Origin of the sequence: Enterococcus sp. DIV0840 (assembly GCF_050527835.1) — a bacterium.
Taxonomy (GTDB): domain Bacteria; phylum Bacillota; class Bacilli; order Lactobacillales; family Enterococcaceae; genus Enterococcus_L; species Enterococcus_L ureasiticus.
This window is the reverse complement of the sequence record NZ_CP172876.1, coordinates 889314-906096: the sequence shown is the minus strand read 5'-3', so window position 1 is coordinate 906096 and position 16783 is coordinate 889314. Positions and strand designations below refer to the sequence as shown.

General features: G+C 39.6%; 12 protein-coding genes, 2 tRNA genes and 3 rRNA genes. 3 read left to right on the top strand and 14 right to left on the bottom strand.

Going from position 1 to position 16783, the window contains the following annotated elements; all coding sequences use genetic code 11:
• Positions 1–86 precede the first annotated feature (86 nt).
• From IGL98_RS04250 to IGL98_RS04200, 11 genes are all read right to left on the bottom strand, one after another.
• A complete protein-coding gene (locus IGL98_RS04250) occupies positions 87–977 on the bottom strand; it encodes an NAD(P)-dependent oxidoreductase (protein ID WP_206846845.1) in 891 nt (296 codons plus the stop codon).
• A gap of 75 nt (positions 978–1052) precedes the next feature.
• Positions 1053–2276, bottom strand: a complete 1224-nt coding sequence (locus IGL98_RS04245; protein ID WP_206846844.1) for a glycosyltransferase — start codon at positions 2274–2276, stop codon at positions 1053–1055.
• A gap of 29 nt (positions 2277–2305) precedes the next feature.
• Entirely contained in the window at positions 2306–3343 is a 1038-nt protein-coding gene (gene bgsA, locus IGL98_RS04240) for a glycosyltransferase (RefSeq protein WP_206846843.1), read from the bottom strand.
• A 287-nt stretch (positions 3344–3630) separates the two neighbouring features.
• Positions 3631–3704, bottom strand: a tRNA-Asn gene (locus IGL98_RS04235).
• 10 nt (positions 3705–3714) lie between these two features.
• Positions 3715–3830 (bottom strand): 5S ribosomal RNA (gene rrf / locus IGL98_RS04230).
• A 96-nt stretch (positions 3831–3926) separates the two neighbouring features.
• Positions 3927–6838: ribosomal RNA gene (locus IGL98_RS04225) — 23S ribosomal RNA — on the bottom strand.
• Between the two features lie 186 nt (positions 6839–7024).
• Positions 7025–7097 (bottom strand) — tRNA-Ala (locus tag IGL98_RS04220).
• Between the two features lie 82 nt (positions 7098–7179).
• A 16S ribosomal RNA gene (locus IGL98_RS04215) occupies positions 7180–8740 on the bottom strand.
• The 16S, 23S and 5S rRNA genes sit together here with 2 tRNA genes alongside, the layout of an rRNA operon.
• Before the next feature lie 679 nt (positions 8741–9419).
• On the bottom strand, positions 9420–9926 hold the full coding sequence (locus IGL98_RS04210; protein WP_206842776.1) for a GNAT family N-acetyltransferase: 507 nt from the start codon (positions 9924–9926) through the stop codon (positions 9420–9422).
• A 135-nt stretch (positions 9927–10061) separates the two neighbouring features.
• Positions 10062–10433, bottom strand: a complete 372-nt coding sequence (locus IGL98_RS04205) for a hypothetical protein (protein ID WP_206842774.1) — start codon at positions 10431–10433, stop codon at positions 10062–10064.
• A gap of 64 nt (positions 10434–10497) precedes the next feature.
• Complete coding sequence (locus IGL98_RS04200; RefSeq protein ID WP_206842772.1) at positions 10498–10866, bottom strand: CvfD/Ygs/GSP13 family RNA-binding post-transcriptional regulator; 369 nt, start codon at positions 10864–10866, stop codon at positions 10498–10500.
• A gap of 198 nt (positions 10867–11064) precedes the next feature.
• Between IGL98_RS04200 and IGL98_RS04195 the strand changes: the two genes are divergently transcribed.
• Positions 11065–12231 carry a MalY/PatB family protein gene (locus IGL98_RS04195; protein ID WP_206911760.1) on the top strand — a complete coding sequence of 389 codons (1167 nt, stop codon included), beginning with the start codon at positions 11065–11067 and terminating at the stop codon, positions 12229–12231.
• Between the two features lie 66 nt (positions 12232–12297).
• Here IGL98_RS04195 and IGL98_RS04190 read toward each other — a convergent pair whose 3' ends face one another.
• Positions 12298–12885, bottom strand: coding sequence for a peptidylprolyl isomerase (locus tag IGL98_RS04190; protein ID WP_206842770.1), 588 nt, complete (start codon positions 12883–12885; stop codon positions 12298–12300).
• A gap of 225 nt (positions 12886–13110) precedes the next feature.
• Here IGL98_RS04190 and IGL98_RS04185 point away from each other — a divergent pair, with 225 nt between their 5' ends.
• Positions 13111–14124, top strand: coding sequence for an NAD(P)/FAD-dependent oxidoreductase (locus IGL98_RS04185; RefSeq protein ID WP_206842769.1), 1014 nt, complete (start codon positions 13111–13113; stop codon positions 14122–14124).
• A 39-nt stretch (positions 14125–14163) separates the two neighbouring features.
• Here the strand turns inward: IGL98_RS04185 and IGL98_RS04180 are convergent, their stop codons facing one another.
• A complete protein-coding gene (locus IGL98_RS04180) occupies positions 14164–14406 on the bottom strand; it encodes a DUF1450 domain-containing protein (protein ID WP_069645602.1) in 243 nt (80 codons plus the stop codon).
• 85 nt (positions 14407–14491) lie between these two features.
• Here IGL98_RS04180 and IGL98_RS04175 point away from each other — a divergent pair, with 85 nt between their 5' ends.
• A complete protein-coding gene (locus tag IGL98_RS04175; protein ID WP_069645603.1) occupies positions 14492–14998 on the top strand; it encodes a phosphatidylglycerophosphatase A family protein in 507 nt (168 codons plus the stop codon).
• An 806-nt stretch (positions 14999–15804) separates the two neighbouring features.
• On the opposite strand, the gene IGL98_RS04170 is transcribed toward IGL98_RS04175, so the two are convergent.
• The gene (locus IGL98_RS04170) at positions 15805–16677 is read right to left on the bottom strand and encodes a hypothetical protein (protein ID WP_206842768.1); all 873 of its coding nucleotides are present in this window, start codon (positions 16675–16677) and stop codon (positions 15805–15807) included.
• Positions 16678–16783: the final 106 nt, after the last annotated feature.

Here is a 16783-nt window from a genome sequence, read left to right as displayed (position 1 = left end):
TTAAAAACTAGTTCTGTACCATTGTATCAAAACATTGTCTTTCTTGCATGATTTTTCGTCATTTTTTTTAATTTTTTTGCTGTTCTTTAATCTTTCGGAGTCGGTTGCTTTCCATCTGCCCACCATAGTTTGATAAGAGCTTGTGTTCCATCGTTTTCAAATCCTTTATTCGCAAGCTTTTCATAGAGTTCAGTTGCTAATTTAGTCGATGGTAACTCGAGATCCATTTTCTCAGCTTCATCTAAGGCGATCTTTAAATCTTTTATAAAATGCTTTACAAAAAAGCCTGGTGAATAATTTTCTTTTAAGATTCTTGGACTATAGTTACTTAATGACCAATTAGCCGCGCTTCCTCCAGATAACGTTTCAATGACCTTATCCAAATCTAATCCGGCTTTATTAGCATAGACCATCATCTCAGTCATCCCTGTCATAGTTCCTGCGATCATGATTTGGTTAGCCATTTTAGTATGTTGTCCTTTTCCTGATGTACCATGTAACGTAAAAGTTTTTCCGAAAGTTTTAAAAATCGGCAGTACTTGCTCATAAGCTACTTGATCCCCACCAACCATGATCGTTAATGTGCCATTTTTAGCCCCTAGATCCCCTCCTGATACAGGAGCATCTAAAGCAGCACCACCTAATTCATTTGCCTTTATTGCTATTTTTTTAGCCAATGTTGGGGTACTTGTAGTTAAATCAACGATTATCTTATCCGTAATATCTTGTGAAAAAATACCATTCTCATCAAAATAGATTGCCTCAACATCTTTTGGAAATCCAACCATCGTAAAAATAATATCACTCGTTGCAGTAATAGCCGCAGGAGTATCTTGCCAAACAGCGCCTTCTCGTACTAATTCATCGGTTTTACTCTTTGTTCGATTATAGACATTCACTTTCAAGCCCTGTTTCATCATATTTCTGACGATTGCAGCTCCCATAACTCCTGTTCCAATGAATCCAATTTGTGGCATAGTCATAATCCCCCTACTATTTTTAATAAAAAAACTTCTATTCTTAGTATAAACCAAGAATAGAAGTTTTAACATTTATTTTCTTAAAGATGTAAATTTGACTTTGATTCGTTCGATAGATGCTGCAGTTTCTTTCTCTAAAGTAAGTTGATCATAATATTTGATCATATCCTCATAAAATTCAAGCATTACATTCCCAAAATGAGTTGCTGATATTTCATAAAGCTTTTCCTTTAAAATCGCTTCATTTGATTTGATTCCTGATTCGACATACTCAATAAAAGCAGGCGCAAAGTCCGCATCAGTTTTAAAGGTCCGGCCCAAACTTTCATGATCAAACAAATTATTTAAATAAGCATTCCCCTCAACTACGCAAGGAACTCCAGAAGCCATCGCTTCAGTGTAGGTCAGCCCTTGTGTCTCTGAAGTTGAAGCACTGACGAAGTAATCAGCTGCCTTATAATAAATAGCTACCTGCTCATTCGGTACTTCTCCAATAAATTGAATTTTATCACTTATCCCTAACTCTTCACCCAAGCAACGAAGTTTATCAACGTAAGGACCATCCCCAACAATAACAAAACGAGCACTAGGGAAACGTTCAAAAACGGTTCGCAAACCACTGACAATGGCTTGAATATTTTTTTCATATGAAATGCGGCTCAATGATAGTAACATGATATTATCATCATTTAACCCTAACTCACTACGAAGAGCTTTTTTCATTTCGAGTGTAATATCAGGTCTTTCGAATTTTTTAATGTCGATCCCTGTCGGAATGATTCTCATCGGTGACGTTACACCATATTCTTTTAATTTATCTATCACTCTTTCACTCGGACAAACCACACCTGTTGTATGATTTGCAAAGAAACGAGAAAAATACTTCACATGTGTTGGACGTACAACTTTTCCTTTGGCGATATAATGTAAGTAATCCTCATACATGGTGTGATACGTGTGAATAACGGGTATTTTAAGCTTTTTTCCCACCATTTTGCCTAATAATCCTGCACCAAATTCTGTGTGAGTATGAATCAAATCTAAGTCTAACTCTTTAGCAATTAAATAAGCATACCACATACCGCGTACCACAATTCGTCGATCCTTGAATGACACAAAAGGAACACTAGGCATCCGAATAACATCTTCTTCAAACTCTTTTGCATTTGGATCTGTAGTTGTAAAAATATAGACTTGATGTCCTTTTTGTTCCAATTCTTCTTTAAGTGTCTTAATAGACGTTGCAACCCCACTAACTTGGGGAAAATATGTATCTGTAAAGAAACCAAATTTCACTTTGTTCCCCTCCATTAATTTTAATTTTCCTACTGTACCTGTTCATTTTGCTCTATAGATTTGTTACCTAGAACTTTTTCATAAACGTCTTTTAATTCATGTCCAATGCGCTCAATACTCTTTTCCTTGGCAACCTCATAACCTGCTTGACATGTATTTGGTATCTTATCCTCAACGAGTGCTTCGATTAAATAAGCAAATTCTTCATTTGTCTTTCCCATATAACAATTTACTTTATTATCAAGCCAGCCTTTATATACTGGAATATCTCTCACCAAAACTTGCTGCTCACTGGCTAAAGCTTCTAATATGACAATCCCCTCAGTTTCCTCATAAGAAGGAAAGAAAAAGAGATTAGCAGCTGAATATGCCCCTTCGATGATATCACCTTTAATATAACCTGGAAATTCCACATTTGTCGGATGTTCTTCTTTAACAATTGTTCTAATCGCTCTTGGAATCGAGTACATAGGCGTATGGCCAAACCAGATAAAACGATATTCTGGAAATTTTCTAGCTAGTTCAACAAAATCAACAATTCCTTTTCTTTCAAAATATAAACCTACACAAATAATTACTTTTTGATTTTCTTGTATTTTAAAATACTCTCTAAATTTTTCTTCTTTTTCTTCAGATCGTTCAAATCGATTTAAGTCGATTCCATTTGAAATTGAAGCAATTGGAACTGTTATTCCATATCCTTCTAATAATTCTTTTGAATACGGTGTAGGTGTAATTAAATAATCTGCTTTAGAATATAAGCTAACTAAATATTTTTTAACTAGAGGAGATATCTGATTTGATCCAATAAATGAATTTCTAAAATCTTCCTCTGTTGAATGTGCATGATAAATAACTTTTTTTCCCAGTTTTCTTGCTTTATTTACCATACTATGGCTATTGATTCCATAAGTATTAATATGTAATATGTCATAATCCGTGCAATCAGCATCTAATGTATACTCTATCCCAACTTCAGAGAGCGCCCGCTTCTGATGGTCTAACGCTCGTCCTATTCCAGACTTCGCTAATATTTTTTCACCTTCAAAATATAATAAAACCTTCACGTTGCCCCTCCTAGCTTCTTTAAATTATTATAACATAGGTTAAAGAGTCCTCACTCAATCTAAAGTCTTAGTTCGATCACACTTACAAATATTATATCAAAAAATAGCCCAAGAAAGGCATTTTTGCACAAAATAGACCCTTTACATGACAAAACTGTTAGATAGAGATAATCAATTTTACCTATTACTATCATTATTTCATCTTTTGCTTATTCTATCAAATAATAAAATTTATTTTACTATAAAATAAAAAAAGAACGAAAACTTATTAAGTCTTCGTTCTTTAACTCCGGCAGTAGGACTCGAACCTACGACATCATGATTAACAGTCATGCGCTACTACCAACTGAGCTATGCCGGAATAACAACTAGCGTGGCGACGTCCTACTCTCACAAAGGGAAACCCTTCACTACAATCGGCGCTAAGAAGCTTAACTTCTGTGTTCGGCATGGGAACAGGTGTATCCTTCTCGCTATCGCCACCACACTGGGTGTTGTTACTATTAAGTTGAGTGATTATTCACTCAAAACTGGATTGAAGTACGTAATCAAAACGTGGTTAAACACTTTTTTATTCGTTTCTTAGGTTAAGTCCTCGACCGATTAGTATTGGTCCGCTCCGTACATCACTGCACTTCCACTTCCAACCTATCTACCTGATCATCTCTCAGGGGTCTTACTTTCTTAAAGAAATGGGAAATCTCATCTTGAGGTGGGCTTCACACTTAGATGCTTTCAGCGTTTATCCCTTCCCTACATAGCTACCCAGCAATGCCCTTGGCAGAACAACTGGTACACCAGCGGTAAGTCCATCCCGGTCCTCTCGTACTAAGGACAGCTCCTCTCAAATTTCCAACGCCCGCGACGGATAGGGACCGAACTGTCTCACGACGTTCTGAACCCAGCTCGCGTGCCGCTTTAATGGGCGAACAGCCCAACCCTTGGGACCGACTACAGCCCCAGGATGCGACGAGCCGACATCGAGGTGCCAAACCTCCCCGTCGATGTGGACTCTTGGGGGAGATAAGCCTGTTATCCCCAGGGTAGCTTTTATCCGTTGAGCGATGGCCCTTCCATGCGGAACCACCGGATCACTAAGCCCGACTTTCGTCCCTGCTCGACTTGTAAGTCTCGCAGTCAAGCTCCCTTCTGCCTTTACACTCTACGAATGATTTCCAACCATTCTGAGGGAACCTTTGGGCGCCTCCGTTACTCTTTAGGAGGCGACCGCCCCAGTCAAACTGCCCACCTGACACTGTCTCCCACCACGATAAGTGGTGCGGGTTAGAGGGTTCATAACACAAGGGTAGTATCCCACCAGCGCCTCCACCGAAACTAGCGTTCCGGGTTCATCGGCTCCTACCTATCCTGTACATGTGGTACAAACACTCAATATCAAGCTACAGTAAAGCTCCATGGGGTCTTTCCGTCCTGTCGCGGGTAACCTGCATCTTCACAGGTACTAAAATTTCACCGAGTCTCTCGTTGAGACAGTGCCCAAATCGTTACGCCTTTCGTGCGGGTCGGAACTTACCCGACAAGGAATTTCGCTACCTTAGGACCGTTATAGTTACGGCCGCCGTTTACTGGGGCTTCAATTCTGAGCTTCGCCGAAGCTAACCCATCCTCTTAACCTTCCAGCACCGGGCAGGCGTCAGCCCCTATACTTCATCTTTCGATTTTGCAGAGACCTGTGTTTTTGATAAACAGTCGCTTGGGCCTATTCACTGCGGCTGACCGAAGTCAGCACCCCTTCTCCCGAAGTTACGGGGTCATTTTGCCGAGTTCCTTAACGAGAGTTCACTCGCACACCTTAGGATACTCTCCTCGACTACCTGTGTCGGTTTACGGTACGGGCAGTTGTTTTCTCACTAGAAGCTTTTCTTGACAGTGTGACATCAGAAACTTCGGTACTATTATTTCCCTCCCCATCACAGCTTGTCCGTATAGAGTAAAGCATTTGACTCTACTCAAGACTTACTGCTTGGACATGCACTTCCAGTCGCATGCATTTCTTAGCCTCCTGCGTCCCTCCATTGCTCAAACAAAAACAACTGGTACAGGAATATCAACCTGTTGTCCATCGCCTACGCCTTTCGGCCTCGGCTTAGGTCCCGACTAACCCTGGGCGGACGAGCCTTCCCCAGGAAACCTTAGTCATACGGTGGACGGGATTCTCACCCGTCTTTCGCTACTCATACCGGCATTCTCACTTCTAAGCGCTCCAGCCGTCCTCACGATCGACCTTCAACGCCCTTAGAACGCTCTCCTACCATTACACCAGAGGTGTAATCCACAGCTTCGGTAATATGTTTAGCCCCGGTACATTTTCGGCGCAGGGTCACTCGACTAGTGAGCTATTACGCACTCTTTAAATGGTGGCTGCTTCTGAGCCAACATCCTAGTTGTCTGTGCAACCCCACATCCTTTTCCACTTAACATATATTTTGGGACCTTAGCTGGTGGTCTGGGCTGTTTCCCTTTCGACTACGGATCTTATCACTCGCAGTCTGACTCCCGGATATAAATGAATGGCATTCGGAGTTTATCTGAATTCGGTAACCCGAGATGGGCCCCTAGTCCAAACAGTGCTCTACCTCCATCATTCTTAATTCCGAGGCTAGCCCTAAAGCTATTTCGGAGAGAACCAGCTATCTCCAAGTTCGTTTGGAATTTCTCCGCTACCCACAGCTCATCCCCGCACTTTTCAACGTACGTGGGTTCGGTCCTCCAGTGCGTTTTACCACACCTTCAACCTGGCCATGGGTAGATCACATGGTTTCGGGTCTACGACTACATACTCATTCGCCCTATTCAGACTCGCTTTCGCTGCGGCTCCGGCTCTTCACCTTAACCTCGCATGCAATCGTAACTCGCCGGTTCATTCTACAAAAGGCACGCCATCACCCATTAACGGGCTTTGACTTGTTGTAGGCACACGGTTTCAGGATCTATTTCACTCCCCTTCCGGGGTGCTTTTCACCTTTCCCTCACGGTACTGGTTCACTATCGGTCATTAGGGAGTATTTAGCCTTGCGGGATGGTCCCCGCGGATTCCGACGGAATTTCTCGTGTTCCGCCGTACTCAGGATACTCCTAGGTGTTGCCAACATTTCGTCTACGGGGCTATTACCCACTTTGGCGAACCTTTCCAGGTTCTTCGACTATCTTGACAGACTACCACATCGGAGTCCTACAACCCCAACAAGCAAGCTTGTTGGTTTGGGCTCTTCCCGTTTCGCTCGCCGCTACTCAGGGAATCGAATTTTCTTTCTCTTCCTGCAGGTACTTAGATGTTTCAGTTCTCTGCGTCTACCTCTAACCAGCTATGTATTCACTGGAAAGTAACATCCTATAAAAGATGTTGGGTTTCCCCATTCGGAAATCTCTGGATCATAGCTCACTTACAGCTCCCCAAAGCATATCGGTGTTAGTCCCGTCCTTCATCGGCTCCTAATGCCAAGGCATCCACCGTGCGCCCTTATTCACTTAACCTTATGACCTTACGGTCAATTGTTTGGTTCGTTTCTCTAGCGATAGAGGCGTTACCAATAAAATAAGCTTCGAACAATAAATAAATTTACTATCCAACGCGGTGTTCTCGGTTTGTTTTGATTACTTTTTTACTTCAATATCCAGTTTTCAATGAACAATATTAGATTAGTAACCAAAAGGTTACTATGGAGCCTAGCGGGATCGAACCGCTTACCTCCTGCGTGCAAAGCAGGCGCTCTCCCAGGTGAGCTAAGGCCCCTTGGTACTATTAACTTGAGAGTAAACCTCTCAAAACTGAACAAAGTATCGACGAATGTGTAAGTTTCCGTAATATTCCTTAGAAAGGAGGTGATCCAGCCGCACCTTCCGATACGGCTACCTTGTTACGACTTCACCCCAATCATCTATCCCACCTTAGGCGGCTGGCTCCACAAGGGTTACCTCACCGACTTCGGGTGTTACAAACTTTCGTGGTGTGACGGGCGGTGTGTACAAGGCCCGGGAACGTATTCACCGCGGCGTGCTGATCCGCGATTACTAGCGATTCCGGCTTCATGTAGGCGAGTTGCAGCCTACAATCCGAACTGAGAGAAGCTTTAAGAGATTTGCATGACCTCGCGGCCTAGCGACTCGTTGTACTTCCCATTGTAGCACGTGTGTAGCCCAGGTCATAAGGGGCATGATGATTTGACGTCATCCCCACCTTCCTCCGGTTTGTCACCGGCAGTCTCGCTAGAGTGCCCAACTAAATGATGGCAACTAACAATAGGGGTTGCGCTCGTTGCGGGACTTAACCCAACATCTCACGACACGAGCTGACGACAACCATGCACCACCTGTCACTTTGTCCCCGAAGGGAAAGCTCGATCTCTCGAGTGGTCAAAGGATGTCAAGACCTGGTAAGGTTCTTCGCGTTGCTTCGAATTAAACCACATGCTCCACCGCTTGTGCGGGCCCCCGTCAATTCCTTTGAGTTTCAACCTTGCGGTCGTACTCCCCAGGCGGAGTGCTTAATGCGTTAGCTGCAGCACTGAAGGGCGGAAACCCTCCAACACTTAGCACTCATCGTTTACGGCGTGGACTACCAGGGTATCTAATCCTGTTTGCTCCCCACGCTTTCGAGCCTCAGCGTCAGTTACAGACCAGAGAGTCGCCTTCGCCACTGGTGTTCCTCCATATATCTACGCATTTCACCGCTACACATGGAATTCCACTCTCCTCTTCTGCACTCAAGTCTCCCAGTTTCCAATGACCCTCCCCGGTTGAGCCGGGGGCTTTCACATCAGACTTAAGAAACCGCCTGCGCTCGCTTTACGCCCAATAAATCCGGACAACGCTTGCCACCTACGTATTACCGCGGCTGCTGGCACGTAGTTAGCCGTGGCTTTCTGGTTAGATACCGTCAAGGTAAGAGCAGTTACTCTCCTACTTGTTCTTCTCTAACAACAGAGTTTTACGATCCGAAAACCTTCTTCACTCACGCGGCGTTGCTCGGTCAGACTTTCGTCCATTGCCGAAGATTCCCTACTGCTGCCTCCCGTAGGAGTCTGGGCCGTGTCTCAGTCCCAGTGTGGCCGATCACCCTCTCAGGTCGGCTATGCATCATGGCCTTGGTGAGCCGTTACCTCACCAACTAGCTAATGCACCGCGGGTCCATCCATCAGTGACACCCGAAAGCGTCTTTCAAATCAACACCATGCGGTGTCTACTATTATGCGGTATTAGCACCTGTTTCCAAGTGTTATCCCCCTCTGATGGGTAGGTTACCCACGTGTTACTCACCCGTCCGCCACTCCTCTTTTCAATTGAGTGCAAGCACTCGGTAGAAAAGAAGCGTTCGACTTGCATGTATTAGGCACGCCGCCAGCGTTCGTCCTGAGCCAGGATCAAACTCTCATAATAAAAGTTGAACACAATCCGAAGATTGTTAAGCTCATTTGGTTGCTAGCATATTGCTTCGCTTTTGTTAAAAATTGTTGTTTGTTTTTACCGTTGTAAAAACAACCTACACATTTGGTTCGTCTTACTTTGTTCAGTTTTCAAAGGTCTACTGTGTTACCTCGCAGCAACTTTTATATCATATCAAATCTTCGATTTGATGTCAACACTTTTTTAGAAAAGTTTCAAAGTTTTTTTCTGCTTGATGTTATCGAATGTTTCGCGACAACTTCATTATTTTATCAGGTTACTCGCTGTTTGTCAACAACTTTCTTACTGATTTTTTCAAGTTTTTTTAAACCTGAATTGTTATTCTATTTTAGTTAATCGTCATTGTTTCCGATGACAACTTCACTAGTTTATCAGGACTGTTGTTATTTGTCAACAACTATTTCGCTGATTGTCAAAGTTTTTTTCAAACTTAGACTGTTATATTATTCTTGTCGTTCAGCGTGTTACCTCAGTGCCTTGCGACAAGATATAATATAACAAGTTTTTCTTTATTGGTCAACCATTTTCTCGAAAGAAATTAAAAAGTTTTTTATCTAATTTTATTATTATACATCGTACTTTCGTCTTTATGAGACAAAACTGATTTAGTCCTATTTTTTTTAGCGAAATGCCAATTAATCACGATTGTTTTTTATAATCCATATGAAAATAGTTCGAATTTAATTCCATTCAAATCTTTTGAACTACCAATGTTAATGAAGCTATTTCCTCGATAGAACTGTATTAACTTCTGATTACTAGCTAAACAATCTAGACGTAACTCCGATACTTCATCTCTAAACTTTCGTTTTAGCGAACTCAACAATTCTTGCCCATAAGCTTTCCCTCTGTATGCTGGGCGAACAATTATGCGATGAAGGTAACATGCGGACTGATTGAATCCAATATTTTCCCAAAGTAGTTTATCCCACTCAGTCGGCGTTTTCCAAGCAGCTGCCATTCCTACCAATTGATTCTTACTATTATAGAAGAAATAGACTTCTCCTTTGGCAACAGCATCCGCTAATCCATGTCGATCTTCTCCTTGTAAAACATCTGACCATTGATTACTACCTGTTTCTTTCAGCCATTCAGCACTTTCTTTCAATAAGGACATGGCTAGTTGAGTTTCTTCTATTGTCGCTTGTTTTAATTTCATAGTCGTTATCTCCTATCATATTTTATTTAAAAATAGACGGGACAAAACTAGTATATAGTTTTGTCCCGTCTATTTAATCTGGAATAAAAGGTATAGTGTTGCAGTGTCCTCTTATTCTTATGTATCTATTTAATTTTAAAACATCGGGACTCCTTCAATGTCGTAAGAAGCTAATAAAGTTTTTAATTCAGATGGTTTTTCCCATACATATTTATTATCAATAGAAGGAACTACATGATCTTCATTCATTTCAAATACAAATAAAGGCATATTTTCAGCATCTGTATGCGCATTTGTTAACTCGACTAAATTAATTGAAGTAACATCTAGTTGAATTTCTTCTTTGAAAACCTGCAACATACTCGCTAATCCCGTCATATCTTCAGAAACTTTTGCTGTAACAAACGCCATTGACTCACCAACTGGATGAACAAGAAACTTCTTCGAACCATCATTCAGGTTCAGCATAATAGTACCAGCGACTTTTTTGTTAGACAAAACATCCACCTCAATTAATTTTTGTTTTCAGAAACTAGGAAAATTGTACCATATTTTCTGAAAAAAAACAGAATTATTTCTCGAGTAGTGCATCCATTGCTTCATCAGTCCAGATAGGAAGCTCTTTTTCCAAAGTTTCAAAGCCAATTTTTTTATTTTTATTCGTGAAATATCTTTTGCGTCGATGGTTTGGCTGCTGTATTTGACTCTCTAATGTTCTTAAAGACAAACTGATTTTTTTTGAATACTCATCTATATCGATTACTTGGACTTTGACTTTTTGCCCGACTGTTAATAAACTATGAATATTTTTGGTGTAGCCCGCTTGTACCTCTGAGACGTGTATCAATCCTTGGACCGTATCACTTAGTGAAACAAAAGCCCCATAAGGTTGTAGACCTGTAATTGTTCCATCAAGGATCATCCCTATTTTGTATTCCATACTATTATCCTCTTTTCATTATTCCCATCAAAATGATTTTCTCATGTAAAATGATATCATGTTCCTTTAAAAAGTGCATGAATTTATTTCTACTATTATATTATTAATTCTTTTTGTTCATATTTTATTGAAACTCCATTATACTATAGTTACGCCTTGTTTAACGAAAAACATTTTCATATAGGAAGGAAGATTTGAATGGTAGAATTTGATACAGTCTATGACCGCCGTAATACAAATTGTTCTAAATGGGATTCTATTACAGATACGTATGGAGAAGATGGCTTGTTGCCCTTGTGGATAGCCGATATGGATTTCAAAGCGAACAAACCTGTCCTAAATGCCTTAAAGAAAACAGCGGAACAAGGTATTTTGGGTTACTCTCCAGCTCCCGATTCATTATATGAAGCCATTCAAAGTTGGCAAAAACGACATCACGATTATTCAATCAGTAAAGAAGCGATTCTTTTTAATAGTGGTGTTGTGCCAAGTCTCTCTTTAGCTATTCAAGCATACTCTGAACCTGGCGATGCTATTTTGATCCACGATCCAGTTTATCCGCCGTTTGCTAAAGTTGTTGAACAAAATAATCGTAAACTAATTCGTAGCCAGTTATTAACAGAGCAAGGGCACTTTGTTATGAATCTCGAAGAAATGGAAAAACAAATCGTTGCTGAAAATGTTCGCCTGTTTATTCTTTGTAACCCTCACAATCCAGGCGGACGTGTTTGGACAAAGAGTGAGCTTGAAGCGTTTGGTAAATTATGTGCAAAATATGATGTACTCGTTATCAGTGATGAGATCCATCAAGATTTGATTTTTGCTCCTCATGTATTTACAACATTTGCGAATGTTCATTCGACATTCAAAGATTTCTCTATTACATTGACAGCTGCAACCAAGACCTTCAACTTAGCCGGTATTAAAAACTCAATGATTTTCATTGAAAATCCTATTTTGCGCAAGCAGTTCGTTGAAGCACAGGAACGTAATTTTCAGAATGAAATCAATATTTTCGGCTATGTAGGAACAGAGGCTGCTTATCAGAATGGTGATAATTGGTTAAAGGAATTACTCGTTTATCTAACAGAAAACATCGATACGGTTAGTGAGTTCTTAAAAACAGAACTTCCTGAAGTCAAAATGATGCGGCCAGAAGGTACTTACTTGATCTGGTTAGACTTTTCTGCTTTTGGTTTAACTGATGCAAAACTACAAAACCAACTAGTTCATAAAGGAAAAGTTGTACTGAATCCCGGCATCACTTTCGGTCCCAACGGCACACAACATATGCGCTTAAATGTTGCTTGTCCAAAAGAAACACTCTTAGAGGGTTTGCGTAGAATCAAGCATTCTTTTGAATAAGATAAAAAAGTGAAGCCTAAACTGATAATCGTTTAAGCTTCACTTTTTTAATTGATCAATATACTTTTATTCGCTGATTTCTACTTTATCGATGACTACATCAAATGTTGGTCGATCTTGAGCGTCTTTTTGCACTCCGCCAATTTCATCTACAACATCCATGCCTTCTACCACATGACCAAAAACTGTATGACGGAAATCCAACCATGGTGTTCCGCCTTTTTTATAGGCTTCGATCACTTCTGCTGGGAAACCGGCACCTTCTAGCTGTCCTAACATATTTGCTGGAACATTTTGGTTGTTAACGATAAAAAATTGGCTACCGTTAGTGTTTGGTCCAGCATTTGCCATTGATAGCGCACCACGCAAATTGAAAACATCTTTAGAAAATTCATCTTCAAATTTTTCACCATAGATACTTTCGCCACCCATACCTGTTCCAGTAGGATCGCCACCTTGAATCATGAAATCAGGGATGACACGGTGGAAAATCACACCATCGTAATAGCCTTTTTTTGATAGTTGAACAAAATTTTCAACTGTTTTTGGTGCCTGTTCTGGGAAAAGTTGAACCGTAATATCTCCGCGGTTGGTTTTTATCACAGCTTTAGGGCCTTTTACATTTGCTAAATCTAATTGTGGAAATTCTGACATAGTTATTTCCTCCTCGTTAATTTTTACTTCCTTATAATATCATAAACAACTTCACTTGAAAATTCCATTATCTTTGATACTTTTTAAAGAGAAACTTTTTTTCACAAACTCCCACTTGCTTTTTTCTGTTACAAGTGATATTTTGTGAAAAACGATATACTGCATTTTTGGTTTCATTTTATATAGATGAAAACTTTTTTATTATAGAAACTGGAGGAAATTTTGATGTCTGATTCAAAAAACATTTATGATCTAACCATTGTTGGCGCAGGCCCTGTCGGTCTTTTCGCTGCTTTTTATGCAGGGATTCGTAAAGCGAAAACTAAAATTATTGATAGTTTGCCTCAGCTTGGCGGACAGCTGTCTACGCTTTATCCTGAAAAATATATTTATGATGTTCCCGGTTTTCCCGCAATTAAAGCCAGTGAGCTGATTGAAAATCTAGAGAAACAAATCGCGCCATTTGCTCATGAAACTTGTTTAGAAGAAGAAGTGAGAAATTTAGTTCAAGAAGATGGTTACTTGCGTATTGAAACCTCAAAAGGTGTTCACTATTCTAAAGCGGTCATCTTCGCTATCGGAAATGGTTCGTTCCAACCTCGACGTCTAACGATTGATGGCGCAGCGGAACTTGAAGGAGATCATGTTCATTATTACGTTACAGATATGAATAAATTTTCTGGAAAAAAGGTTGCTATAGCTGGTGGCGGTGATTCTGCAATTGATTGGGCTTTGATGTTAGAACCTATTGCAGAGGAAGTGTCGATCATCCATCGCCGTCCTGAGTTTCGTGGACATGAACACAGTGTAGATAATTTGAAAAATTCAGAGGTATCCATTTATACCCCTTATGTTATTGACCAACTGTTAGTAGAAAATAACTCTTTCAAAGGCATTCAATTGAAGGAAACAAAAGCCGATAATTTTGAACAACTTGATTTAGATTCTTTGATCATCAATTACGGCTTTACTTCATCGTTAGGTCATTTAAAAGACTGGGGCTTAGATGTTAGTCGAAACGCAATCGAAGTCAACTCAGATATGTCGACAAATATTCCTGGTGTTTACGCCGTTGGTGATATCTGTAATTATGATGGCAAAGTAAAACTGATTGCAACAGGTTTTGGTGAAGCACCGACTGCTGTCAACAATGCCCTTCACTATATTAAACCAGATACAAGGACTCAGCCAATGCATAGTACTAGTTTATTTGAAGGAAAAGAAGCAAAAATGCTTTAAAAAAATAGAACGTGCCTTTTAACGGCACGTTCTATTTTTTTACCCCATATCTTCCTGCCATAATAGAATGGCTTTTTTTATATTTTCAACCAGCTCTTCTGGTGTGGTACCAGTAATTCGTTCTCCTTCAAACAAAACAAAAAATGTTTGTGCGCAAAGGACACATTCATTCATACAGGAATAAGAGATCACATCACCGTTTTCTTCGATAAATGGGTCATTCAACAACAGCTCTGCACCTTTAGCTAAATTTTGTTCACAACATTCTATTAGTGGGTTCATTGATCTTCTCCTTGCATTTTTCTCTTTAGATAGTATACCATTGATGTATTCTAAGTTTAAAAATGACGCATTGGAGGTTTTTATTTTGGTAATAAAAGGGGAAACATTAGAGCAAAAAGCACGTCAATTATTAAAAGAACGTGGTGTTGAGATGGAAGATTTGGCAGAATTGGTTTTATTTTTACAAAAGCCCTATATTGAAGATCTTGATTTAGCGACTTGTATCGAACATATTGATAGTGTTTTATCAAAACGGGAAGTGCATAATACAATTATTACGGGGATTCAGTTAGATATTTTAGCTGAAGAAAAAAAATTACTTCATCCCTTACAAGAAATTTTAGAAGAAGATGAAGGTCTTTACGGTATTGATGAAATTTTAGCTCTTTCAATCGTTAACGTTTATGGTTCGATTGGTTTTACAAATTACGGCTATATCGATAAAGTAAAACCTGGTATTTTAGCCAAGTTGAACTCTCATGAAGGACCACAAGTTCATACTTTTTTAGATGATATCGTTGGTGCCATCGCAGCGGCGGCGGCTAGTCGTTTAGCTCATTCTCAGCCCGATAAAAGTAGTATTACACAATAAATAAAAAAAGAGCAGAACCTAATCATACCAAGATTATTTGGTAGTTAAACAAAGGGTTCTGTTCCTTTTTATATTTTTAACGGCGTTTCAATTGCGTCTGACGTAATTCTTCTATTATAATAAGTTTAAAGTATATGACATATTCCTATACTTATGTTTAAAGCTACCACTATAGGCAAAAAAGAGTTTCTTCTGATTTTAAATGAGCACATTTTTTCAGTCGTTGATTTTCTTCCCCAATAGATAAATCAAATGCCTATAGTGGTAAACTTTATTCAATATACCCCAAATCGTTAATTCATACTTACCTCCACTATATATGTACGATCAACAAGGATATTTAAAACAAGAGATAGAAGTGAAAAATAAAAAACGGTATCAGAATTCCTTCCAATACCGTTGTATCGTTCAATAAGTAAACGCTGGCATGTTCATTATCTCGTGTACTTTTAGGGGTAGATATTTTCCTAAAAATTGAGTACAATGAATCATGTCAGTGCTTTTGCATTGACGAGGGCAACTTGATCGGTCAGTGTCTGCTGACTTTTCAGGGCTTCATAGTTTGGCGGCCACCAAACTGTGAAGTGCCTTTTTTTATTTTATTATTTCACTTCTATCATGTACTCATTGTACAAGATGAGTGAATGTTTCGTCAATGCTGATTCTGCTTTATTTTTTCCTTGAAAATCAATCTTTCTTTAAACAAATAATAGGCGCAAGGCTTTCCTCATTATTTTTTGATTAGTAGAAATTCTTATTAACCGAATTATACTTCGTTTGCTTTTGTTAGAAAATAATTATTATGATCATTGATTTGTCGATACAGTCATTTTGAGTGCTTGCAGGGCATCGAAGTGTTGAATCGTGTAGACTGTCGTCCCTTTTTGCCAAACAACTGAATTATTTTGGTAGCTATCGCTTATACTAGCTGTTAAAGAAATTTGCCCCACGCTTTGAGGAGCTGGAAGCATTGCTGTTTCTAAATAAGCAACGGCTTCTTTAGCTAACGGTTCAGCAACTTCCCCACCAATATTTGATGCTCTAACGACCATACTCCAATTTCCTTCTTGCCATGATAAGAAACTAGAACCTGCGGCACCTTGTTGATAACCTGTAATTCCATACCCTAAATCGATCTGTCTTCCACCATTATCAATAATTTGATTCACAGCACCAGCAGCTTCATCATTGGAACCATAGGATTTTTTCTCGAATGAAGCAATGGGTTGTAAGTCATTGACTGCAAGATCATTGACTGCAATTCCGTGATCTTCAGCGTAATATAAGATTCTAAAACTCCCTTGATCAGCAGCACTTGTCGTTGCTGCTGTCAAATACTCAGCTGTTTGGCTTGTTAATATCGCTTGTGGTAATTGGTTGTTTGGAAAATCTTTATTTAACTGATTTAAGACAGCTTCTGCTTGTTTTGCAGGTGTATTATTATCTGATTTCACAGCAGATTGGCTTTCACTTGGCTTTGTTTCTGATGAAGACGGTTTTGTTGAGCTTTGGCTGGTACTAGATTTTGTAGTAGTTTTACTGGTTGTAGTTGTGGTTTGGCTGGTTTTTTCAGTACTTTTAGCTGTAGTTGAACTTTCAACAGTCTTCCCTTTTCCTCCACAAGCAGCTAGCGTTAATCCTGCTAGTAATATAAATGAATAGATACATTTCTTTTTCATTCTTTTCCCCTCCTAGACGTTTCTTTTATTTAGTTTATCATTAAATAACGGAATACTCACTTCATATGATTACTACGAAGAACAATTCATAATAAATAAAAAAAGA